This window comes from Alcaligenes sp. Lyrl_28 (assembly GCF_051948705.1).
Taxonomy (GTDB): Bacteria; Pseudomonadota; Gammaproteobacteria; order Burkholderiales; family Burkholderiaceae_B; genus Alcaligenes; species Alcaligenes ammonioxydans.
In genome coordinates this window covers 16,608-39,708 of sequence record NZ_JAYJLG010000009.1, presented here as the reverse complement: position 1 = coordinate 39,708, position 23,101 = coordinate 16,608, and the positions used below count along the sequence as shown (strand labels likewise).

The 23,101-nt window shown below is 58.2% G+C and carries 16 protein-coding genes; 12 read left to right on the top strand and 4 right to left on the bottom strand.

What is annotated here, in order from left to right:
• From VF694_RS16060 to VF694_RS16030, 7 genes are all read left to right on the top strand, one after another.
• Complete coding sequence (locus VF694_RS16060) at positions 1 to 2,403, top strand: xanthine dehydrogenase family protein molybdopterin-binding subunit (protein WP_059318865.1); 2,403 nt, start codon at positions 1 to 3, stop codon at positions 2,401 to 2,403.
• Positions 2,400 to 3,236, top strand: coding sequence for an FAD binding domain-containing protein (locus VF694_RS16055; RefSeq protein ID WP_059318866.1), 837 nt, complete (start codon positions 2,400 to 2,402; stop codon positions 3,234 to 3,236). Before VF694_RS16060 ends, VF694_RS16055 begins: the two co-directional genes overlap by 4 nt.
• A gap of 3 nt (positions 3,237 to 3,239) precedes the next feature.
• Positions 3,240 to 4,418, top strand: coding sequence for a xanthine dehydrogenase family Fe-S subunit (locus VF694_RS16050; RefSeq protein WP_440164903.1), 1,179 nt, complete (start codon positions 3,240 to 3,242; stop codon positions 4,416 to 4,418).
• A 204-nt stretch (positions 4,419 to 4,622) separates the two neighbouring features.
• Positions 4,623 to 5,231, top strand: a complete 609-nt coding sequence (locus VF694_RS16045) for a TRAP transporter small permease subunit (protein WP_039943468.1) — start codon at positions 4,623 to 4,625, stop codon at positions 5,229 to 5,231.
• An 11-nt stretch (positions 5,232 to 5,242) separates the two neighbouring features.
• Positions 5,243 to 6,913: a TRAP transporter large permease gene (locus VF694_RS16040; RefSeq protein ID WP_039943474.1), complete on the top strand. Its 1,671-nt coding sequence runs from the start codon at positions 5,243 to 5,245 to the stop codon at positions 6,911 to 6,913.
• A gap of 24 nt (positions 6,914 to 6,937) precedes the next feature.
• Positions 6,938 to 7,960 (top strand): XdhC family protein, encoded by a 1,023-nt coding sequence (locus VF694_RS16035; protein ID WP_440164902.1) that lies wholly within the window; start codon positions 6,938 to 6,940, stop codon positions 7,958 to 7,960.
• 247 nt (positions 7,961 to 8,207) lie between these two features.
• On the top strand, positions 8,208 to 9,632 hold the full coding sequence (locus VF694_RS16030; RefSeq protein ID WP_440164901.1) for an NAD(P)H-hydrate dehydratase: 1,425 nt from the start codon (positions 8,208 to 8,210) through the stop codon (positions 9,630 to 9,632).
• 3 nt (positions 9,633 to 9,635) lie between these two features.
• On the opposite strand, the gene VF694_RS16025 is transcribed toward VF694_RS16030, so the two are convergent.
• Positions 9,636 to 10,559, bottom strand: a complete 924-nt coding sequence (locus VF694_RS16025) for an EamA family transporter (protein WP_059318868.1) — start codon at positions 10,557 to 10,559, stop codon at positions 9,636 to 9,638.
• A 153-nt stretch (positions 10,560 to 10,712) separates the two neighbouring features.
• On the opposite strand from VF694_RS16025, the gene VF694_RS16020 reads away from it, so the two are divergent.
• Positions 10,713 to 12,317: a phospholipase D family protein gene (locus VF694_RS16020; protein WP_440164900.1), complete on the top strand. Its 1,605-nt coding sequence runs from the start codon at positions 10,713 to 10,715 to the stop codon at positions 12,315 to 12,317.
• 83 nt (positions 12,318 to 12,400) lie between these two features.
• Here VF694_RS16020 and VF694_RS16015 read toward each other — a convergent pair whose 3' ends face one another.
• Positions 12,401 to 16,009 carry a BTAD domain-containing putative transcriptional regulator gene (locus VF694_RS16015; RefSeq protein WP_440164899.1) on the bottom strand — a complete coding sequence of 1,203 codons (3,609 nt, stop codon included), beginning with the start codon at positions 16,007 to 16,009 and terminating at the stop codon, positions 12,401 to 12,403.
• A 196-nt stretch (positions 16,010 to 16,205) separates the two neighbouring features.
• Here VF694_RS16015 and VF694_RS16010 point away from each other — a divergent pair, with 196 nt between their 5' ends.
• From VF694_RS16010 to VF694_RS16000, 3 genes are all read left to right on the top strand, one after another.
• Positions 16,206 to 16,961 carry a GntR family transcriptional regulator gene (locus VF694_RS16010; RefSeq protein WP_003802239.1) on the top strand — a complete coding sequence of 252 codons (756 nt, stop codon included), beginning with the start codon at positions 16,206 to 16,208 and terminating at the stop codon, positions 16,959 to 16,961.
• A 218-nt stretch (positions 16,962 to 17,179) separates the two neighbouring features.
• A complete protein-coding gene (locus VF694_RS16005; protein WP_039943477.1) occupies positions 17,180 to 18,073 on the top strand; it encodes an MBL fold metallo-hydrolase in 894 nt (297 codons plus the stop codon).
• Between the two features lie 21 nt (positions 18,074 to 18,094).
• Positions 18,095 to 19,069 (top strand): Bug family tripartite tricarboxylate transporter substrate binding protein, encoded by a 975-nt coding sequence (locus tag VF694_RS16000; RefSeq protein ID WP_003802242.1) that lies wholly within the window; start codon positions 18,095 to 18,097, stop codon positions 19,067 to 19,069.
• A gap of 307 nt (positions 19,070 to 19,376) precedes the next feature.
• On the opposite strand, the gene VF694_RS15995 is transcribed toward VF694_RS16000, so the two are convergent.
• Entirely contained in the window at positions 19,377 to 20,348 is a 972-nt protein-coding gene (locus VF694_RS15995) for a Bug family tripartite tricarboxylate transporter substrate binding protein (protein WP_003802244.1), read from the bottom strand.
• A 37-nt stretch (positions 20,349 to 20,385) separates the two neighbouring features.
• Complete coding sequence (locus VF694_RS15990; protein WP_440164898.1) at positions 20,386 to 21,975, bottom strand: sulfatase family protein; 1,590 nt, start codon at positions 21,973 to 21,975, stop codon at positions 20,386 to 20,388.
• A 106-nt stretch (positions 21,976 to 22,081) separates the two neighbouring features.
• Between VF694_RS15990 and VF694_RS15985 the strand changes: the two genes are divergently transcribed.
• Positions 22,082 to 22,996, top strand: coding sequence for a LysR family transcriptional regulator (locus tag VF694_RS15985; protein ID WP_440164897.1), 915 nt, complete (start codon positions 22,082 to 22,084; stop codon positions 22,994 to 22,996).
• Positions 22,997 to 23,101: the final 105 nt, after the last annotated feature.

Here is a 23,101-nt window from a genome sequence, read left to right as displayed (position 1 = left end):
ATGAGTCAGCACAGTCACCCGTCAAGCCTGGGTGGCCAAGGAGTGGGCGCGCGCGTTCTTCGCAAGGAGGATGCGCGCCATCTCAATGGCCGGGGCAACTTCATCGGCAACATGACCATGCCGGGGCTGCAGGAAGTCGCCTTCTTGCGCAGTCCCATGGCCCATGCCCGAATTCGTCAGATCAATATTGAAGACAGGGCACGTGCGCAGGTGATTACCCGCGCCGATATGCCCGATTGTCAGGATATTTACGCCGCTTCCACCCTGCCCAGTTATCAGTCCTCCCGCATGCCGCCGCTGGCCTTGGGCAGCGTGCGCTATGTTGGCGAACCCGTTGCCCTGGCCTTTGGTGAAAGCCGGGCCGTGGCTGAGGACATTCTGGAGCAGATAGAGGCTCTGTACGATGAGTTGCCGGTCTATGGCAGCGTTCAGGCGTCCTTGGCCGCGCAAGGTGAGCTGTTGCATGAAGGCTGGCAGGACAATGTATTTGTGACCTTGCGCTCAGACATTGCTTTTGAAGAGCATGCCGCCCGTGCCGACCGCGTGATCGAGCATTCGGTCAGTCTGTCGCGACAGTGCATGTTGCCGATGGAAGGCAAAGCGGTACTGGCGTACTGGGACTTCCAGGCCGATCAACTGGTGGTGTATTGCGGCAGTCAGATCCCTCACATGCACCGCACCGGTATTGCCCAGTTCCTGGGGATGGATCAGGCGCAGGTGCGTGTGATTTCTCCTGATGTGGGCGGTGCCTTTGGTTATAAGTGCGTGCTGCATCAGGAAGAGCTGTGTGTGGCCTGGCTGGCCAAGACCTTTCGCAAGCCGTTCCGTTTCATGGAAGACCGCCGCGAGCATTTGATTGCGGGGGCCAATACCCGGGAGCACCAGTACCGGCTCAAAGCACACATCAGCGATGAAGGCCGTTTGCTGGCTCTGGATGCCGAAATTGATATTGATGGCGGAGCGTATTCCGTCTGGCCCTTTACGGTGGGTCTGGAGGTTGGTCAAGCCTTGGGCAATCTGCCCGGCCCTTACGATTTTCGGGGGTACCGCTGCCGCACGCGCGGCGTGGGAACCAACAAGCCGGGCTTTATGCCGTATCGCGGCGTTGCCCGCACGGGTGTTTGCCTGGCCATTGAACAGATGATGGATCAGATCGCGCTGGCGGTAGGCAAGACCCCGTGGGAAATCCGCCTGATGAATCTGGTGCAAGGCGAACAAATGCCTTATGTCAACGTGGCCAATAAGCACTACGACTCGGGCAATTACCCGGAAAGCCTGCGCCGCGCCTTGGCGGCCGTCGATGTGGATGGGGTACTGGCGCGTCAGGCCCAGGGCGAACCGGATGGCCGCCTTATTGGTCTGGGGGTGGCGTCCTACACCGAACAGTCCGCGCACGGCACCTCTGTGTTTGCCAGCTGGGGGACAGCAGTCATTCCCGGTTTCGACCAGGCCTTTGTCCGCATGACGCCGGATGGTGGTTTGGAGGTGCGCGTGGGAGTGCATTCGCATGGCCAGGGTATGGAAACCTCTTTTGCTCAAATCGCCAGCGAAATCCTGGGCATTGCCGTAGAACGCATCAAAGTGGTGCATGGGGATACCGGCCGCACGCCGTTTTCCACCGGCACTTACGCCTCGCGCTCGCTGGTGATGTCGGGCGGCGCAGTCTCGAAAGCCTGTAAGGCATTGCTGCCGCGTGTGCGCAAGATTGCCGCCCATATGCTCAATGCCGATGAGGACAGTCTGCAGCATCAGGGCGACACGTTCAGCGCCCAGGGTCGTCAGGTCAGCATCGCTCAAGTGGCTGATGCTTGGTACATCAACCCGCAGTATTTGCCAGAGGATGTGGACCCGCAGGGTCTGGAACTGTCCGTGGGTTACAAGCCCAAGGTCGATACCGGCAGTTTTACCTATGCCAGCAATGCCGTGGTGGTGGCGGTTGATCCGCGCACGGGCGGGGTGGAGGTGCTCAAGTATGTGGTGGTCGAAGACTGTGGCGTGATGATCAACCCCATGATTGTGGAAGGGCAAACGATTGGCGGGATTGCCCAGGGGATCGGCACCGCTTTGTATGAAGAGATGCCTTACGACGAGTTCGGGCAGCCATTGGCATCGACCTTGGCCGACTATGTCATGCCAGGTGCCTGCGAAGTGCCCAATATCCATATCGAACACATGGAAAGCCCCTCGCCCAATACCGAGTTCGGTGCCAAGGGCATGGGAGAGGGTGGGGCGATTGCGCCGCCGGCCGCCATCATGTCCGCCATCAATAATGCATTGCGCTCGACGGGGGCACAGGTCTCGCATACGCCTGTGACACCGCATCGGCTGCTGAGCGCCATTCGCGCCGCCGCCCCGTGCGCCACTCAGCAATACAAACAGCCCGTGTCGGAGGTGCAGGCATGAAGGCCGCCAAGTTTGAATACGAACAGGCCCGCAGCCTGAAACAGATCCAGCAAGCCTATGGCAGCGACCCGTCGGCGCTGCGCCTGATGGGGGGCAGCCAGTCTCTGGGCCCTATGTTGAATCTGCGTTTGGTGCGTCCCGGCCGTGTTCTGGATGTGTCGGCTGTGCCGGAGCTGCGTCAGGTACAGGCTGCACAGGGATGGGTGCGTATTGGTGCCGCCGTCACGCATGCCGAGATTGAGGACGGGGTCCACGAGCTGCTGCGCGGTCACATGATGCAGAAAGTGGCCGGTCGTATCGCGTACCGGGGCGTGCGCAATCGTGGCACCCTGGGCGGCAGTCTCGCGCATGCAGACCCAGCTGCCGATTGGGTGCTGACCTGTACCGCCTTGGGCGCACGCATTAATGTGCGTGGTCCCCACGGTAGCCGCAGCGTGCCCATGAGTGAATTCATGCTGGCCGCCTATACCACGGTGCTGGAGGCCGGTGAGTTCATCGAGTCCGTGGATGTGCCCGAGGTATCAGGTTCGGCTCGCTGGGGCTATTACAAGTTCACCCGTAAAGTGGGCGAGTTTGCCGATGCCAGTTGTGCCTGTTACTTCGATCCGGCCACGCGCATCGCCAAAGTGGTGATGGGGGCAATGGAAGGCGCGCCGCGCTCCGTGCCCGAACTGGCTGTCAAGGTGGCGGCACAAGGAGCGGCCGTTCTGGACGGGGACACGATTGCAGCGGCCTTGCAGCCGTATCTGGCACAACGGGATGAGGCCCATCAGGTGCTGTTCCGTACGGTCGTAGAGCGCAGCCTGAAGCAGGCGCTGGGCGTGAAAGGTTAAGACATGGCAGAAATTTCGATTCAAGTTAACGGTCGCCAGCAAAAGCACGAGGCCGAGCCACGCACCCATCTGGGTGATTTCATACGTGAAAAAAGTCGTTTGACCGGCACCAATCTGAGCTGTGAACACGGTGTGTGCGGCGCATGTACGGTGCTGGTGGATGGCCGTCCGGTGCGCTCCTGCATTACGTTTGCCGGTGCTTGTGATGGACACGAAGTCACCACCGTAGAAGGCTACGACGACGATCCGATCATGAGCCGTCTGCGTACGGCTTTTTCGGAAAAACACGCCTTGCAATGCGGCTTCTGTACGCCTGGCATGCTGGCCACCAGCCGCGACATTGTGCTGCGTTTGCCCGACGCGGACGAAGCCCGTGTGCGTATTGAGCTGTCCGGCAATATTTGCCGCTGCACTGGCTATCAAGGCATTACGGCCGCCATTTTGTCCGTGCTGCAGGCCTTGCGCGATCAGCCCGATGCCCAGGTGGAAGCCTTGCGCGCGGCTGTCGTGCAGAACGTGCCGCAAGACTGGGACCAGAACAGCTTTACGACGTTTGACGCTGTCCAGGAAGAAGCGCAGATGCCCGCTCCGGTGGCTGCGGCTGCGCCCGGTAATGCCGACAAGGGCAAGGGGCAAGCCATTCAAGGTGGTTTTGATGCCCGTTTCCCGGCCGATCAGGTTTGGGCTTTCATGAAGGATCTGCCCAAAGTGGCGGCTTGTCTGCCGGGGGCGATCATCGAGTCTCAGGAAGGGGCCACGGTACAAGGAAAAATCGCGATCAAGTTTGGCCCCATGTCGGCTGCGTTCAAGGGCAATGCCACGCTGGAAGAAGACAACGAGCGTCGTGCCGCCGTGTTGCGGGGCGAAGGGGTGGACTCCTTGAGTCAATCGCGCGCGCGCGGTGACGTCAGCTATCAGGTTCAGCCAGACGGTCAAGAGCGCAGCCGCGTGCACGTGGAGCTGGTGTATTCGTTGCAAGGGCCGCTGGCGCAGTTCTCGCGTTCCGGGCTGGTACGGGATTTCGTGCGTCGCATGATTGCGGAGTTCGGCAAAAACGTGAACCTGCGTCTGGAAAACCCCTTGGCTGAAGGGCAGGAGCCAGTGGTGGCCGAGTTCAATCCGGTCAAAATGTTTTTCAGCATTTTGTGGGACCGCTTCAAGGGGCTTTTCCGACGCGCCTAGGCGCTGGACAAGGCAAAACGATTAATAAAACGGGACTGAGGAGATGACAGAGCGCATCGCTTCGGGGGGCGCGTGCGCCCCCTGACCGGGGCCGCCAGCAGGCGGCGCCAGAGGGATGGCGGATCGCGCCCCGCACAAGCCTGCAGCCCGTTTCCTGTCCAATGAGATTCCAACTAACGTCAACGCAGAAAATCTGGGGGATTGATGCAATTTCTACTCAAACTATCAAGGGCGATTGACAGCCTGAATCAGCTCTGTGGCCGGGTGGTCATGTGGGTGGTTCTGCTGGTTGTCGTGATCAGCTCCTATAACGCTTTCGCACGTAAATTCTTCGATACCAGCTCCAATGCCTGGCTGGAGGTGCAGTGGTATCTGTTTGGTGCCCTTTTTCTGCTGACTGGCGGTTATACCTTCTTGCGCAATGAGCATGTGCGGGTGGACGTGCTGGCTTCGCGCCTGTCCGAGCGCACGCAAATTGTGATTGAGGCCGTGTGCGTGGTGTTGTTCATGCTGCCCGCCTGCCTTGCCATTATGGCCTTGTCCTGGCCGGTGTTCATGGACTCTTACCTGAGCCAGGAAGTCTCCTCCAACTCGGGAGGGCTGATCCGTTGGCCTGCCAAACTCATCATTCCCATCGGTTTTGCCCTGATTTCCTTGCAGGGAATCTCGCACCTGATCAAGTGCATCGGCTTCTTGCGCGGGGCCTGCCCCAATCCCAACAAGAAGTTGCTGGAAAAAACGCCTGAGGAATTGCTCGCTGAAGACATTGCACGGCAAGCCCAGGCCAAGTTAGCGCAACAACACAAAGGCTGAAACCGATCATGATGGATTTATTTGTCGCCAATATGGCGCCAGTGATGTTCGTGTCACTGATTATTTTTCTGCTGCTGGGCTTTCCAGTTGCCTTCGCGCTGGCCGCCAACGGCATGGTATTTGGCCTGATTGGTGTGGAGTTGGGCCTGTTTAACTGGTCCTTGTTTCAGGCACTGCCGCTGCGCGTATTCGGCATCATGGCCAACGACACGTTGCTGGCCATTCCCTTTTTCACCTTCATGGGGTTGATTCTGGAGCGTTCGGGCATGGCTGAAGACCTGCTCGATACGATTGGCCAGCTGTTTGGTTCCATGCCCGGTGGCCTGGCTATTGCGGTGGTGTTTGTGGGCGCCATGCTGGCGGCAACCACGGGGGTGGTGTCGGCCTCGGTGATTTCCATGGGCCTGATCTCCTTGCCTATCATGCTGCGCTACGGTTATAGCCGCAGGTTGGCAACGGGAGTGATCGCGGCTTCGGGCACCTTGTCGCAGATCATTCCCCCCTCGTTGGTGCTGATCGTGCTGGCTGACCAGTTGGGACGTTCGGTAGGCGATATGTACCGTGGCGCAATGGTACCCGGCCTGGTGTTGACCGGCTCGTACCTGCTCTACATTCTGATTCTGGCCGTGTTGCGTCCCAAAGACGTGCCCCCGATTCCGGCAGAGCACCGCACTTACTCCCAGGCCAATGGTCGTTCCGGCGCACGCTCTTTGTGTGTGCTGCTGTTGATCGCGCTGGTGGCCGGCTATCTGCTGGACGAGTACTGGGTAGACCCGAACGGGCCAGTCGACGAAAAAGTCATTATCTGCATCCTGTTGGTGGGCGGCGTGGCCTTTGTGCTGGCCCTGATCAACAAGTGGCTCAAGCTGGGCTTGTTGTCGACCCTGGCCGAACGGGTGGTCTTTGTCATGATTCCTCCCCTGGGACTGATTTTCCTGGTTCTGGGCACGATTTTTCTGGGCATTGCCACCCCTACGGAAGGTGGGGCCATGGGAGCGGTCGGTGCGATTCTGATGGCTGTCAGTCGTCGGCGTCTGAGTGTTGATCTGCTCAAGCAAGCCATGGATACCACGGCCAAGCTGTCCTGCTTTGTCATGTTCATTCTGATCGGCTCCACGATCTTCTCGTTGACCTTCCGGGGTGTGGACGGCGACCTGTGGGTGGAGCATCTGCTGATTGATCTGCCCGGCGGTGAGTACGGCTTTCTGGTACTGGTTAGCGTACTGGTGTTTGTGCTGGCCTTTTTCCTGGACTTTTTCGAGCTGGCGTTCATTATCGTGCCTTTGCTGGGGCCGGTTGCCGACAAGATGGGTATTGATCTGATCTGGTTTGGCGTGCTCTTAGCCGTTAATATGCAAACATCCTTTATGCATCCACCATTTGGCTTCTCACTATTTTATTTGCGCTCGGTGGCCCCTAAGGATGATTACATCGACAAAGTGACGAAAAAGAAGATCCCGGGTGTGGCCACAGGCGACATTTACTGGGGCTCCGTACCCTTTATTGGTATCCAGATTGTGATGATTGCCGTGGTGCTTCTGTTTCCGGGCATGGTCACGCACTACAAGGGAACCGGCGCCAAAGTTGATCCGAGTACGGTCACGATTGAAATGCAGGATGAATACGGTTCCGACCTGAATCCCTTTGATGATTCGGGTGGCGGCATGCCGGTATTCAAGTAAACACGGGAAAGACAGGAGACACGTATGGAGAGCCTGGATGTCAGGGTTTTGCGCCAGTTACAGCAATGGCGCGCACAGGGACGGGACGCGATATTGGTCACCGTCGTGCAGACCTGGGGCTCGTCCCCCCGTCCGGAGGGCTCCATCATGGCTCTGGAAAAAGGAGGGGCGGTGGTCGGGTCGGTCTCGGGTGGCTGTATCGAGGACGATCTGATCCGCGCTTACCACGAGACTGCCGGGGCGGATAAGCGCTGGCAGGATGAGGATCGTCCCCAACTGCTGACCTATGGCATCAGTGCTGATGAAGCACACCGGTTTGGCTTGCCGTGTGGCGGCACAATCCGTCTGCTGGTCGAGTTCAACCCTTGTCCGCAGGCATTGGCGCAGGTGCTGACCTTGCTGGAGCAGCGCCATTTGGTGCAGCGGCACGTGGATTTGCACACGGGCCGCGCTTGGAGCAGTGCTGCCCGTGTGCCGGCGGCCTTGCATGTAAGCGAAGATTGCTTGTCCGTGACGTTCGGGCCGTCTTACCGGCTCTTGCTGATCGGCGGCGGACAGTTGTCCGAGTACGTGGCCACCATTGCCTTGTTCAATGGTTTTGACGTGACAGTGTGCGATCCGCGTAGCGAACATATTCAGGGATGGAGTGTGGCCGGAGCACGGGTAGTGCGCGGCATGCCCGACGACGAAGTGATTGCCTGCGTGCCGGATCGAAGAACCGCTATTGTGGCCCTGACGCATGATCCCAAGCTGGACGATATGGCGTTGCTGGAAGCCCTCAAGAGCAGTGCTTTTTACGTGGGGGCCATTGGATCGCGGCGCAATAATCAGAGCCGTCGTGAACGTCTGGCCGAACACTTTGACCTGATGCCTCAGGAAATCGATAAGCTCAAAGGTCCGATTGGTTTGTATATAGGCAGCAAAACGCCGGCAGAGATTGCGGTCAGCATCATGGCGGAAATTATCGCTGTTAAAAACGGGGTGCAGGTGCCACGGGAGCTGTCGGTAGCTTCTGTCAAAGACAGGCAGGAGCAGACTTCCGCTTAAGAAGGTGGCGCTGCCATCGTGTTGTATTCGGACAATTGGCACTAAGATAAGAGAACGGGCGGTGACCCGTTCTTTTTTTTTTAGATGGCCCGCCCCGGACCTGGGAATCATGGTGCTGGAACTTTGCTGACCAAGAGTCGCCTATGCCCTCAGGAATGGATTTGATTTCTGTTTTTGTGAGCCCGCTATGCCTTTTGTGTCCCAATATGGTTTTTTGCCCCTGAGCGCGCCCCCAGGAAAACAGGCCTTGTACAGTCCTGCTCAGTGCGCCCGCATGGATAGGGCGGCCCCGGGTTTTGGAGTGTCGGTCGAGCAACTGATCCGGGCGGCCGCAGGCGCGGTGGCGCGCACCGTGCAGCGCCATTGGCCGCAAGGTGCGGTGCTGTTTCTATGTGGGCCGGGGAATAACGGTGCAGATGCCTTGGTGGCCGCGCAGATTTTGCGTGAGCAGGGAAGACAGGTTTCAGTCTTTAGCCTGGTAGACCCATCCCGACGGCAAGGAACGGCAGCCTGGGCGCAATCCCAATGGCAGGGCCGTTGGGAGAGTCAGTGCCCGGATTTCCGGCGCTTTTCCGTCGTCGTGGATGGCTTGCTGGGTGCGGGTCTGGATCGGGATGTGCAAGGTGAGACGGCAGGGCTGATTCAGTCTCTGGCCGACTCCAAAGTGCCCGTCTGCGCCATCGATATCCCTTCCGGGCTGGATGGTGCCAGTGGACAAGTGAGGGGAGTGGCCGCTCCCGCGACGGTGACGGTCAGTTTTGTGCGTTACAAGCCCGGTCACGTTTTGTATCCGGGCCGGGCTTTGTGTGGTCAGTTGGAACTGGCCGATATTGGCATGCCGGGCCCGTCCTTGCCCGAGCCCGATACCTGGTTGAATGAGCCAGCCCTGTGGCAGGCCGATCTTCCCCAGCTCAATGCACAAAGTCACAAGTACACACGCGGACACGCGCTGGTGGTGGGGGGCGAACGCATGACGGGTGCCAGCCGACTGGCGGCCCGCGCAGCGCAGCGGGCAGGAGCAGGGCTGGTCAGCATGGCGGTCCCCTCTTCAGTCTGGCCGGTGTATGCCAGTGCGATGGACAGCATCATGGTGGCGCCTTGGGATGACGCCTTGACCACCGATCAACGCATCCGAGCCTGGCTGGTGGGGCCGGGAGCGGGCCTGGGAGAACAAACCCGTCGTCTGACACTGGCCCTGCTGGCAACCCAGCGTCCTTGTGTGCTGGATGCCGATGCCATCAGCAGCTTTGCCCAACAGCCGCAGCCGTTATGGGCGGCGTTGCACGAACAATGTGTGCTCACGCCCCATTCAGGCGAGTTTGCCCGTGTCTTTGACGTGGCGCCTGATCGTCTGGAAGCGGCGCGGCTGGCGGCCACCCAATGCGGGGCCGTGGTGGTGCTCAAAGGCGCGGATACGATTATTGCCGCCCCCGACGGTCGGGCCTTGATCAATGCCTGCGCACCGCCCTGGCTGGCTACCGGCGGCAGCGGAGATGTGCTGGCCGGGCTGGTGTGTGGTTTGCTGACGCAAGGCATGCCAGCTTTTGAAGCGGCGGGGGCCGCAGTCTGGCTGCACTCACAAGCGGCACTGGAATTCGGTCCTGGGCTGATTCCGGAGGACCTGCTAGCGGTGTTGCCGCGTGTCTGGCAGCGACTTTTGTCCAGCGCCTGATTCTTACGTGCGGGGCGTGCGCCGGTAGGCCAGGGCGACAATACCGCTGAGCACGATGGCTCCGCCCAGCAGTTGGGTGGAGTTCAGGGTCTGCTTAAGGATCAGCCAGCCGAGAATCAGGGAGGCGACCGGCTCCATATTCATGAAGGGCGCATTGCGGGTCATGTCCAGGCGGGGTGCCAGCACAAACAGCGTTACAAAACCCGTGGTGTACAGGACACAGACCAACGACAGGGCTATCCAGCCTACCGCATCGTGGGGCAGGGAAGAGCCGCCGGGCAGCAGGCCCAGGGGGCTGAGTGCAATCAGGCAAACCAGCGTCTGGCTAATCGTACAAAAGCTGCGCACCAGGCCGGGCAGCGGTGCCAGTTTGTTCTCGGTAATCCACAGGCCAATGGCAAAGGCCAGTGCGGTTAGCAAACTGCACACCACGCCCAGAATCCACTGGGCATCAACGGTGGCGCCTTTGATCAGACTGGGCGTGTCCAGCGCCAGCAGCAGGCCTGCCAGAATGGCCACCATGATGATGGCTGTCTTGCGAGTGGGACGGTGTCCGCCCAGTACCCAGGTAAGCAAAGCCAGCAATATCGGGTACATATTGGCCACCAGCAATGCCAGGGCGACGGGGATGCGGGCAATGGAGGAATAGATCAACATGCATTGCACAGTGATCAGTGCGCCCAGCAGCAGTTGCCAGCCCAGGTAGGGGCGTGGCACGTACAGGGCCTGCTTGCGCCAGATCAGCAGCACGCTCAGCGCCAGGGTGGCGGCAGCCGAGCGCAAAATAACAGAAATGATCAGTCCGGTGCCATGGTCCAGTGCCACTTTGGCCGCAATATGGTTGGCGGCAAAGGAGCTGCCCAGCATTAACAGCAACATAATGGCAAGGTGGCGGGGCAGTAAGGCAGAAGATTGGGCGGTGGGCATGCTACTTGTTTCAGGCTTAAAGAATAGGCGGATGCTTTATTGTTGTCCGCCCTGTCACGGGCTGCAAGTGGTGATTGTGACACGGGCTGGCGGTTGGGGCGCCAGGGCGGTGCTACTATGTGGAACGATGCCCATGTTCACAGAGATGCCTTCATGAAAATCGACCCCGTCAAAAAGCCAACGTTACCCCGCTTGCGGGGGCAGGCTGCGTCCAGCGTCTGGCGTACCCTGATTGCGGGGGGAGCCTTGCTGGCCGCTTTGACAGGCTGTGCCTTGCCCTCTCTGGAAGGACGCAGCCACAGCGAAGCGCTGCCTCTGGAGCAGGCTCGTGACACTGCGATCGGCCGGGCGGTGGACCCTCTGGCACAGCAGCATCCCGGTTTATCGGGTATTTATCCGTTGTTCGACCCGCACGATGCGTATGCCGCCCGTGCCCTGCTGGCGTTTGCGGCTCAAAAAACGCTGGATGTGCAGTATTACATCTGGCGCGGCGATACGACCGGCACCTTGATGCTGGGCATGTTGATGCAGGCGGCCGAGCGGGGTGTACGGGTGCGCCTGTTGATTGATGACAATGGCATCACGGGCCTGGACGACACGCTGGCGGCCATAAATGCCCACCCCAATATCGAGGTGCGCCTGTTCAATCCCTTTGTGTTGCGCTGGCCCAAGCCCCTGGGCTTCCTGACTGACTTCTCGCGTCTGAACCGGCGCATGCACAACAAATCGTTCACCGTGGACAATCAGGTCACCATTATTGGCGGCCGCAACGTGGGTGATGAGTATTTTGGCGCCACGCAGGACATTCTGTTTGCAGATTTGGATGTGATGGCGATTGGGGCGGTGGTGCAGGAGGTCTCCAAGGACTTTGATCTTTATTGGGCCAGCCAGTCTGCGTATCCCATCGATCGGCTCGTAAAGACTGAAAGCTCTCAAACCCTTGCGGCGTTTCAGGAGCAGTTGCAGGATGCCGAAGTACAGCCCCGCGCCAAAAAGTACCAGCAAATATTACGTGAATCGAATCTGGTCAGCGCTTTGGTGCAAGGCCAGCTGGATTTTCAGTGGGCGCGTACCACCATGATTAGCGATGATCCGGCCAAGGCCCTCGGGCCGGTCAGTCCGGAAAAACTGCTGGTTTGGCAAATGGATGAGCTGTTGGGCAAACCCGCTCATCAGGTGGATCTGGTGTCCTCGTATTTTGTCCCTACCGCTGCGGGGGTGCGGGCGTTTGAAGGGCTGATGCAGCGGCCAGGGATGCAGATTCGTGTTCTGACCAACTCGCTGGCCGCCACGGACGTCACGGCTGTGCACGCCGGTTACGCGAAGCGGCGTAGAGCCTTGCTGGAAGCGGGTGTGCAGTTGTTCGAGTTGCGTCCCACGATGGACAAGCCGACCCGTCATGGCTCGGGCCCCTTTGGCAGCTCTGGCTCAGCCTTGCATGCCAAAACCTTTGCCGTTGATGGCAAACGTCTGTTTGTGGGCTCCTTTAATTTCGACCCGCGCTCGGTCAATTTGAATACTGAGCTGGGTTTCATCATTGAAAGCCCTGAAATGGCGCAGGCCCTGTCCAGAAGTTTTGAACAAGTGCTGCCTTACCGCAGTTATCGGGTGGAACTGGACGACAAGGATGAGTTGGTGTGGATTCAGCTCAATGAAGACGGCACCCAGCGCCGGTTCACGTCCGAACCCGATGCCAGCATCTGGCGGCGCGCGGGCGTGGGTGTGTTGTCCGTCCTGCCGATTGAGTGGCTGCTGTAAGCCGTTTTCCTGCCAGTGCGAGCTCCGCTATCCTGTTTAAACGGCGCAAGGCTGCTGCTGGCAAGCGCACCGGCAAGGTGGGGCTAGACCTTGAGCTTTTGAACGGCTTGCCGACGGTCCCGAATCCAGTCGGCGTAGCGATACAGGCCGTGTTTTTCCATCTGCTGTTCAGCCAGATTCCATTCCTGCAAGGCCTGTGCGTTTTCCCCCAACGCCATCCAGGCGTCGCCACGCACACAATGCAACTCGGCCCCCATGCTGCCCGTGTCATAGCGCAGCCCCTGAGCGGCAGCCTTGTCCAGCCAGGGCATGGCTTCATTGCTGCGTCCCAGGCGAATCATGGCGCGGGCAATCCGGCTCATCAGTCCATCAGTGCTGATGGGCAGGCCGTATTGGGCAATTTGCACACAATCGAGCAGGAACTGCATGCTGCTTTCCCGTCCGTACAACATGACCTGGCAGTAGTACAGGAACGAGCGGCTCAGCGCCGACCAGGGCTCGGGATTGTGTGACTTCTGAAGCTCGTGCAAGGATAGTTCGGCCACTTGCAGGCAGTCTTCCAGTTGCTCCATCAGGTAGTAGGCCTGCATCACGAACAAATGGGTGATGGCGCGTAGCGAAAAAATGGTGTCCGAACGCAGGCTTTGCAAGGCCAGGCGCGCGTGCTGTTGAGAGGCATCCTGATCGCCCTTCAGGGCCAGGGCCACACTCAAGGTTCCGAAGGTAATCGATTGGGGAAAATGCTCGGCAATCGCGCGTCGGCTGTTTTGCTCTTTCAAATCATCAAAGACGGCCAGGCTCAGATTCAGCGTCTGAATGGCATTGTTGATGTTTCCTTTCCACAGTTCGTGTTGACCGATCGCGTACAAGGCCCAGCTGCGGTTCTGGTCATGGTTGGTTTCATTGGCCAGCGCCAGCAGTTGGCGTGCTTTGTGCAAAGCCTGCTCAAAGTTGCCTTGTGCATGCAATGCCGACCAGGCCGTCCACAGGCTGATCATGACCTGGTCGGAATCCTGCTCGTCCTGAAGCTCATGACCCAATTCATAGGCCATGGCGGTCGAGGCCGAGGCCGGGCCGTACAGGGACGATTCAATCGCGCCTTGCAACATGCGACATTCAAATTGCAGGGTTTGACGCACCTGCAGGTCTTCAATCAGCTCACTGCGGTTGAGTGAACGCTGCAAATACTGACTGGCCTGACGCAGATCGCTTTGTGCCAGGGCCTCGCGGGCCGCACGCTGCCACCAGAAGGCCGCTTCAGGGCTTTCCGCCTCGCACAGGTGCAGGGCAATATGGGCGGGCGCCTGGCGACGGCGTATGCCGTGTTGGGCAATGGCATAGTGAGCCTGACGCAACTCCTCCTGCATGGCCACACGCTCCAGCGCCTGGGCGATCAGCGGCAGGCAGGATACGTGTTTGCCGTCTAAATCAATCAGGTCCAGCGTGGCCAGTGTATCCAGGCTGCTACTCAGGGCCGTATTGTCCAGACGCAGCATCAGGCCAAGCTCGTTGATGCAAATAGCCTGCTCATGCAGGGCAATGCTGGTCAGGATGTGTCGCGTCGCGGGCAACAGGCTGTGGTATTGCGTGCAGATCAGGTCAGTCAGGCGCAGCGCGTGGCTGCATTCGCAATTGAGCTCATGGCAGCGCAGCAGTTCATTGGCATGGCCCGGGTTGCCGGCACTGAGCTTGACCAGCCGGCTGCGTTTGTCGCGTGCCAGACGCTGCCCGCGCTGCCCGCTCAGAAGGCTGTTGATGCTGGAGCGGTCCAGTGCCCGTAGATTCAGGTGTTCGGCGCGTTCCATGCCGTGGCCCGGTTTGCGGCTGGTGGTCAGCAGCAAGGTTGGATGACGGGGCGTGGTATGCGAGAGCAGTCGGATCAGACGCTGGGTGGGCGGGTCGGCCCATTGCACGTTTTCGATAATCAGCAGGCGACGGCGCGGGGCGCTGCCTGGGCCGCTGAGCAGATTGAAAAGAAGGTCGGTATGCGCCGTAGAGGGCTCGTTCAAGTCCTGTTCGTTTGGCCCGCTGTTTAGCCACTCATGCAGGGATTGCGCTTGCTTGGGACTCAGTTCAAGCGCTTCTTGCAGGGTTTGAATGGAAAAGGGGTCGCGCTGTTTACCGGTTTGTGCGGTGATGTAATTGGCAATTTGCTCGTGCAGCCAAAGACGGATGGGGTGCCAGGCGACACGGCGCTTATCTTCGCGGCAATGGAGGACGATGCAGTGATGAGCGGTTTTTTGTACATAATCTGCCAGAGACTGGACCAGCAGGCTTTTACCAATATGGGCTCGGCCATGGATGGCAATGTGATGCAGGGACCGGTTGGGGCCTATATACGACCAGGCCTGCACCAGATGATCGAACTCTTGAGAGCGGCCGTAGACACGGCTGGTCAGCCGTACAGCGTCAATGTCTGAGGGGCTCAGGTTGAGCCAGAGCGCTTCATTGTGGCGACCCACCGGGCCTTGTACATCTTTGGGCTCCAGGCGCAATGCGGCCTGAAAGGTGACGCGCGGCGCCCCGGGGGCCGCCTCCCAGCTCAAGGGCAAGACCACCTGGGCCAATTGTCCCCACGGGTCTGGACAGGGGCTTTGATCGTCCATGACAAGGTCTGCATGAATGGCGATGCTCAGCTTGATATGTTCATCCATGCGCACGGTGGCCGCAACCCGTGCCAAGGTCGCCGCCTGGGTGATGGGCGACTCCAGTAGGTCCGGGTAGCCAAAATAGGCCAGCACTTGACTGGGGCCCGCCTCACTGGCCCAGCCGCCATGATCCTCGATCAACTGGAGCAGGGTCTGGCGGCTTTGCTCGAGCAGTTGACCGCCTTTTTCACGGGCATGACGATGGCCGGGTTCAAAGCGCAGGCAAAAGCCGACCGCGGCCAAGGGACGCAGGCGCAATTGGACGGTGGTGGACAAGGCTTTGGCATGGGGAGCCGAGCGCACGGGCAGATCGACCAGACTGCGTGTTTGGGCGCTGGGTTCGCACCCCAGACGATCGGCCAGCAAGACCGAGCACTGTTCATACGCTTGCAACGCGGCTTCGTGTTGGCCTTCTTGCTTGAGCAGGCGGATCAGCGCTTGATGCAGTTTCTCTTCTTCGGGCCAGATCAGCAGCCAGCGTTTGAGATAACTGATCGCTTGCGCGGGGGGCAGCGTGTCCAGCCCGGACTCGATATACCGGTCGCGGCAGTGCGACAGGGTTTGGCGAATGGTTTGTTGCGTCTCTTGCAGCCAGTCTTGCAATTGCTCGCCATGATGCAGTTTGACCTGTCCCAGCAAAGGACCCTGATACAGGTTCAGGCGTTCCAGATCGCTTAAGGCTGGCTGGCTGGGGTGTTGCAGCAGACTCAGTACGTCTACCTGGGCGTGACAGGGGTCCAGTGCCAAGGTGTCATTGGTAATGTGCAAGACCTGATCGCACCCTTCAAAGGCCCGGCGCAAGGCATGCAGTGCATGACGCAAACGGGCACGCCCGACGCTGATGGGGTCTTCGTGCCAGATTGTTTCCGCAAGACGGCTGCGGCTGATGGGTTTGCCCTGCGCCAATGCGAGCATGGACAGCAGAATCCGCGCTTTATCGTAATTGATAATATTGGCGCGACATTGTCCTTGAACCCGTAATCGGTAGGTGCCGAGTAGGTAAATTTGGGCCAAGTGCGAGGCAGAGGAGGGCAGAACATCCATGGGCTCGGGCTCGTATCAAGAGTTAAGCAATGATTGGGATAATGTATCCGATCCGTTTAATTTTCGTTTACGAAATTTTGCAAAAATAAACGCCTTGGCTGTCCTGCATTAAACCTTTTTTGCCCTATCGGCGACCCCGCACATCGCAGGCTATGATGTGGGCTGATTATTTTCTTGGGCTGGCATGCCTATTTGTATGGTGGACCCTACACGCTCTTCACTGCGCAAGCAGTCCAAATTGCCTCTTTCTCTGAAAGTGAAATATACCTTGCGGGCGCGCCTGGAACGGGGGGAGTGGCCTGTGGGAACCCGCATTCCCACGCTGGAAGAGCTGATGGAGGAATATGGCGTTTCTCGTGCCACGGTCCGTGCCGCGCTGGACGAGCTGGAGCAAGAAGGCCTGATCGAACGCACCCGAGGCAAGGGCACCTTTGTGATTGGCGACGTTGCGCAGGATCATTGGCTGATGTTGCCAACCAACTGGCAGGCCCTGATTGAGCATCTGACGCGTCTGGATTCGATGATGGTGGAGCTGGGCCAGGGCCGGGGGCCCTTGCCTATCGAGATTACTGGCCAGTCCCTGCCTGATGATTATTGGTGGACCAGCCGCGTTAACTATACCGACGGGGTGGCCTATAGTCTCAATACGGTCTATGTGCTCGATTCCTTGGCTCAGACCTTGCAGCCTGATTTGAGCAAGGAGCCGGTGCTTTTGGTGCTCAACCGTCTGGCGCGTGAGCAGATCCATACGGTTCGTCAGACCTTGACGGTCCGGGTAGCCGATGCGGATCTGGCCCGTCATTTGCATATGGACATAGGCATGCCCGTAGTGCGGGTCATTCGTTTGATTGTGAATCGTGACAATCAACTGGTCTATGCCGCGCAGGTCTTTTATCCGGCCAAGTATCTCAGCATTCAGACTGAGTTGACCCCCGGACTTTACGCTCCTTAATCCAGGCGTGGCGCGCGTCTGTCCGCCTTCTAGGTAAAAACACCAAGTTATTCGTCGTGAGCGCGGAGTGTACACTTTTCCTATAAAGTCCTAAAAATAGGACTTTATGACTTTATGACTTTATGACTTTATGACTTTATGACTTTATGACTTTATGACTTTATGGAAGAGGCACGGTTCAGGTGCCGGATATTTTTATCAGTTTGAAGGAGTTTGACGTGAAGATAACCATGCTTGGCACCGGCGCTGCGCTGCCAGATCCCGACCGTGCCCAGTCGTCCATTTTGGTGACCCTGGAAAACGGCAAGAACTATTTGTTCGATTGCGGCGAAGGCTCCACGCGCCAGATGGTCAAGGCCAATATCAATCCGGCGGATGTGCCTTGGGTATTTTTAAGCCATTTGCACTATGACCATGTTTGCGGACTGCCCTTTTTTGTGCTGTCCAGCTGGGTTTTTAACCGCGAAGGCAAGCTCAAGGTCTTCGGCCCGAAAGGCACTCAGGATTTTGTGGATCATTCTTTCGAGAACGGCGCGTTTCGCGTGGATATCCAGGCCCGTGCGGCTTACCCGGCTCGTCAGAAGAACATCGAGGCTGTGCGCCCCGAGGTGTTCGAGGTGGAGCCAGGTCTGATGTATGAAGATGAGGACGTCAAGATCTACATTGACGTGGTTGACCATATCCCCAGCGAAATTACGGACTGTTTTGGCATTCGTATGGAAGCCGAAGGCAAGGTGGTGGCATTCAGTGGCGATACCGCGCCGTGCGAGTCCATGATCCGTTTGGCGCAGGATGCCGATTTGCTGATTCACGAATGCACCTTCCCCGAGTCCTTCCTGAAACATCGCGCCGAGTCCGGGGTGGGCACCTTTGCCCATACCAGTCCGTTGCAATTGGGGGAAATTGCACGCCGTGCCAATGTGAAGAGTTTAGTGGCCACGCATTTCGGGCATTACGACTCTACCAGTCCAGTGATTAAACGTGCGGCCGCGAATCACCTGCCGGTTGATCTGATGGGCCCGGAGCGTCTGGACGAGGTGGCTCGGGATATTCGCAAGAGCTATAAAGGCGATTTGCGACTGGCAACAGACTTGATGCGTATAGACCTGTAAAAGGCACGCGGGGGAGACAAAATGCAGGTAATCAAACAAACAGTTTTGGGCCTGATGGCCACGCTTTGCATGGGGGCGGCGGCGCCGGCCTGGGCGGATTATCCCGATCACCCTGTGCGGGTGGTGATTCCTTACCCTCCGGGCGCGGCGGGGGATATTATTTTTCGTATTTTGCAGCCCGAACTCTCCCGCGAGTTGGGGCAGACGGTGATTACGGATTACAAAACCGGGGCGGGCGGTAATATCGGCACGCAAATGGTGGCCCGCTCCAAGCCGGACGGCTACACCTTGTTGTTTTCGGCGACCAATAACTTTGTGATCAATCAGTTCTTGTACAAGAACATGGGTTACGACCCTTTCAAGGATCTGTATGTGATCAATAAGGTGGCCGATGCGGCGGCGCTGGTTTATGTGAATGGGCAATTGCCGGTCAACAACATGGCCGAGTTCCGGGAGTATGTTCAGCAGCGCAAAGGCCAGGTGAATTATGGAACACCAGGAGCGGGAACCACCCCCGAGTTGTCGGCCTGGAAGCTGTCCGAGGTGATGGAGGGCGACATGCTGGGCATTCATTACCGGGGTTCGGCACCGGGTATTCAGGCTTTGCTGAGCAATGAGGTGCAGATGTTTGTCAGCAGCTATGGACTGGGCGCCGCCTTTTTGCCAGAAGGGCGTCTGAAGGCCTTGGCGGTGGCCTTGCCAGAGCGTCTCCCGGTCTTACCCGATGTGCCGACTTTGGACGAGCTGGGCTACAAAGATGTGGTGATCAGCAACTGGTGGGCCCTGGCTGTTCCGGCAGGGACGGATACGGACATTGTGGGCAAGATTGAAACTGCCTTGGAGAACGTGCTGGCAAATCCCGAGATTCGTCAAAAGCTATTGGATCAGGGCTATCTGCTGTCCAAGGTTTCTGCCGAGGAGTTTCGCAAGGGATTGCCTGCGGAGGCGGATTACTGGCATGACATCGTCACTAAGGCTGGGATTAGTTTGGACTGATGGAGTGCTGCTTGATCCGGGGCTTGGCGTGTCTTGGCAGGGCGCTTGCCCACGCCGCGCATGGTTGCCCTGGTCAGCGTGCTGGGTCGGGCGCCACGTCGCACCCGGCCTCCAAGGGCTCATGCCCAGGCCATTCAAACGTGGTGTGGTGCTGTGTAGACGGAAGCGATGATGAGCGGCATCGTGACCATCCCTTGTGTTTTCACCTCAAGACAAGGCAACGAAGCAAGCAGGCCCTCAGTCATGTCTTTGCACTAGTCTGCCCATAAAAAAGGGCCCCTGAAATCAGGGGCCCTAAGCTCAATGATTACTGATCAGAGCGAATATTGTTGTCGCGCACGATCTGCTCCCAGCGAGCGCTGCGTTGCTGCACCCACTGGGCCGCAGACACCTTGGACGAGTCGTACGCCTGAATATCCAGCATCCGCAAGGTTTCTGCGGTAGAAGGACGCTTGACGATATCGCTCAGCAGCGCGTTCCAGGCCTTGACCTTCTCTGGGGGCGAACCCTTGGTGGTGAAAACCAGGTACGAGAAGCTCTCGTCAAAGTTTTCCAAACCTGGCAATTTGGCTTCGGCCAAGGTCGGGACCTCGGGCAGCAAAGGATTGCGCTTGCCGCCAGAGGTTGCCAGGGGCGTCAACAGGCCTTCCTTGATGGGGCCTAAAACACCGGCAATCGTCAGAAAACCGCTGTCCAGGCGCTCGCCATACATATCGTTGACCACCGCGCTATTGCTGCGATAGGGAATGTGATCGAGCTTGATGCCGCTGTCCTGTGTCAGGGCAGACATCATCAAATGACCGGGCGACCCCATGCCTGCGGAGCCATAATTCATCGGTTTCTCGCGGGCGCGCTCCAGGAACTCTGCCGGAGACTTGATGCCGGTTTTGCTGGGTACCACCAGAACCTGGTCAAAAGTGCCCAGCAAGGAAACCAGTTCCAGAGACTCGTCAATCTTGAACTTGCTGTTGACGTAAATGTGCGGGTTGGCCGTGGCCACCGTATCGAGCGTCAACAGCAAGGTATTGCCATCCGGTTTGGCTCGCCCTACCGCTTCGGCCGCGATGGTGCCGGCCGCACCGGCACGGTTCTCCACCACAATTGTCTGGCCCGTCGTTTCGCTGGCCTCGCGGGCCAACATGCGACCCAGGACATCCAGCGGACCGCCTGCTACGGAGCTGACCACAATGGTGGCCACCTCGGCACTTTGGACGGGTGTAGCCAAAGGTAGGATCAGCGCACAAATGCTTACGTTGCGCAGCAAGGAAAGGGTGGGCATAGATGTCTCCAGATAAGGATGGTTAAGAGTAGTCAGCTCACGCTATCGCCAAAGGCAAGGGACTGGTTTCACTGTGAGCCATCATGGTATCGATCAATTGACACAAAAGCCTGGTTTTCAAGGCTTGCGCATCGGGTTCATTCCACAAATTATGTTGTTCCAGCGGATCGGCGTGCAGGTCATACAGCTCGCCGATCTGTCCACCCTCATACAAGCTGATGCGATGCTGTGGCGTCACAAGTGAACGCAGTTTGGTGCGGATCGGGGTATTAAACAGTTTGCGCTGGTTTTCCTCTTCGATCAGCACGCCGCTGCGCCAGGTCTGGGCGTCATTGTGCATGAGTTTCAGCAAGGAGCGGCCCTGAATGCCGTTGTAAGGTAACTGGTTTGCACGCTCCAGCACGGTAGGCGCGATATCAATGGTAGAGCAGACCGCTGCATTGGTGCCTTGCGTTTGCGCAGCTCGGGGATCAAACCAGATAAAGGGACTGCGAATAATGCTTTGGTAGTGCAAGGGGCCCTTGAGCAATAACTGATGATCGCCCATGAAGTCACCATGATCGCTCATGAACATGACGATGGTGTTGTCCGCCTGTCCCGTATGCTCCAGATGGTCCAGAATGCGACCGATCTCGGCATCAATATGAGTGATGGAGCCATAATTCAGGGCGATGGCCTCCCGGGCCTCGCGCTCGGTGCAGGCAAACAGCGTAGGGGTATGTTTGACTGCCTTGCCTTCATCGCGCAATTGATGAAGCAGTTGCAGGTGGGCCGGCAAGGGGTGCGAGCCCAGGTGGAAGGAGTCGGGCAGGCTGACGTCTTCCGGCTTGTACATATCCCAGTACTGGCCATGGGGGGTGAAGGGATGATGTGGGTCGGGAAAGGAGCACTGAATGAAGAAAGGTTGCTGTTCCTGTGCATAGTGATCCAGCATGGCGCGGGTGCGCTCCCCAATCCAGGCCGTGGTGCTGTACTCTTCTGGCACGCGGGTGCGCCAGGCCTGTCCAATGCGGCTTAACGCATAGTCCGGGGTCGGGATGGCGTTTTCAGGGCCAGATAGGGCGGCGATGTCAGGGTGTTCGTTTTGCAGCCAGCGTCCATAGTCGCCCCAGACCTGATCGCCGTGATCGATAGCCAGATCTACGTGCTCGTAGCCGTAAAACGGCAGTTGCACACCGTGATCGGCGCGATCACGCCACCATTGCCCGCATTCCTGTCCGTAATCGTTGGTCGCTAAAGGTGCGCGTGCCTCGCCCCGGGTAGGGGGATCTGCCGGGCGTGGGTACAAGGGCGGAGTATCCGTTATATTTTGCAGATGTGCCTTGCCCACCAACGCGGTGCCCCAGCCGGCCTGGCGCAATACATCGACGAAGGTATTGGATTCCAGCGGCAGGGGAACGCCGTTGTGACGGGCCCCATGCAAGGAAGGCATGCGGCCCGTCATCAGCGAAGCACGATTGGGCATGCAAATGGGGGTGGCGACGTAAAATCGGTCAGCACGCCAGCCGCGGGCTGCCAATGCATCCAAATTGGGTGTTTTTATTTCTTTATTGCCATAACAAGCCAAATGGTCCGCGCGGAGTTGATCGGCGATGATCAGTAAAAAATTGGGTACGGATTGAGACATGCATTGCCTATTTTGTAGCTTTGGGTATACCCATTATGGAAGCTGTGGCCATAATGTTAAATTGAATAACTGGCAGGTATCTATACCCCTTTCATATAGGTAAGTCATGAGCTGGAGTGAACGCATTCGCTTGAAGCATTTGCAGGTTTTAATTCGTTTGTGTGAACAAAAAAGCATGAGCGATGTCGCCCGGCAATCCAATATGACTCAGCCTGCCTTGTCCAAATGGCTCAAGGATTTTGAGGACAATATAGGCATGCCCTTATTTGAGCGCCATGCGCGGGGTATTGAACCGTTGCCCGCTGCCTTGGCATTGGTTTCCCAGGCGCAGGGTGTGCTCAATCGCCTCGATCGCATGAATGCCACGCTGGAACAATACCGGCAGGGTTTTCGTCAGCAGTTCACGCTGGGTATTTCACCGATGGTGGCCGCAGTTTATTTGCCACAGTTATTGGTGTATTTGCACCAGCGTGATCCCCAGTGCCATATTCGCATTCAGGAGGGCACCCTGGATGTCTTGAGCCGCAATCTGGAACAGGGCGAGCTGGATCTGGTGATTGGCCGGGTGGATGAGGCCGGGCGCAATCCGGCAATGGCCTATTTGCCGCTAGGCATGGTGCCGTTGGGCGTGGCCGCCTGGCGCGAGCATCCGCTGGCCCAGCAAAAGGAGATTACCTGGGAGCAAACGCTGGACTATCCCTGGATACTGCCTCCTCGGAATAGCCCTATGCGACGCAGTTTCGAGTTGAGTCTGGATGCCAAGGGTCTGGTTTATCCCACTTGTGCCATTGAATCGGCTTACGCACATACCAATGCACGTGTGGCGGTAGGCAGTGATTTTCTAGTCCCCATGACGCGCAGCATGGTGCCGGTCTACCCGGAACTGTGCATCCTGGAACTGGATTGGAGTGATCAGCGTTTGCACGGTCAGTTGGGCCTGTTGTGGCGCCCGCAGGATTCGGGCGAACCGATGTTGGAAGAAGTGATTAGCTGGATGAGTCAACAGGCGCAAGCAGCGTGAATGTAAAAGGGGTCGGCGCTGGCCGACCCTGAAAGAACTGACAGCTTGTTTTTTATATCCGTGTAACTAAAAATTGCCGTTATGTTACTTTGTTTCTTATTGGCG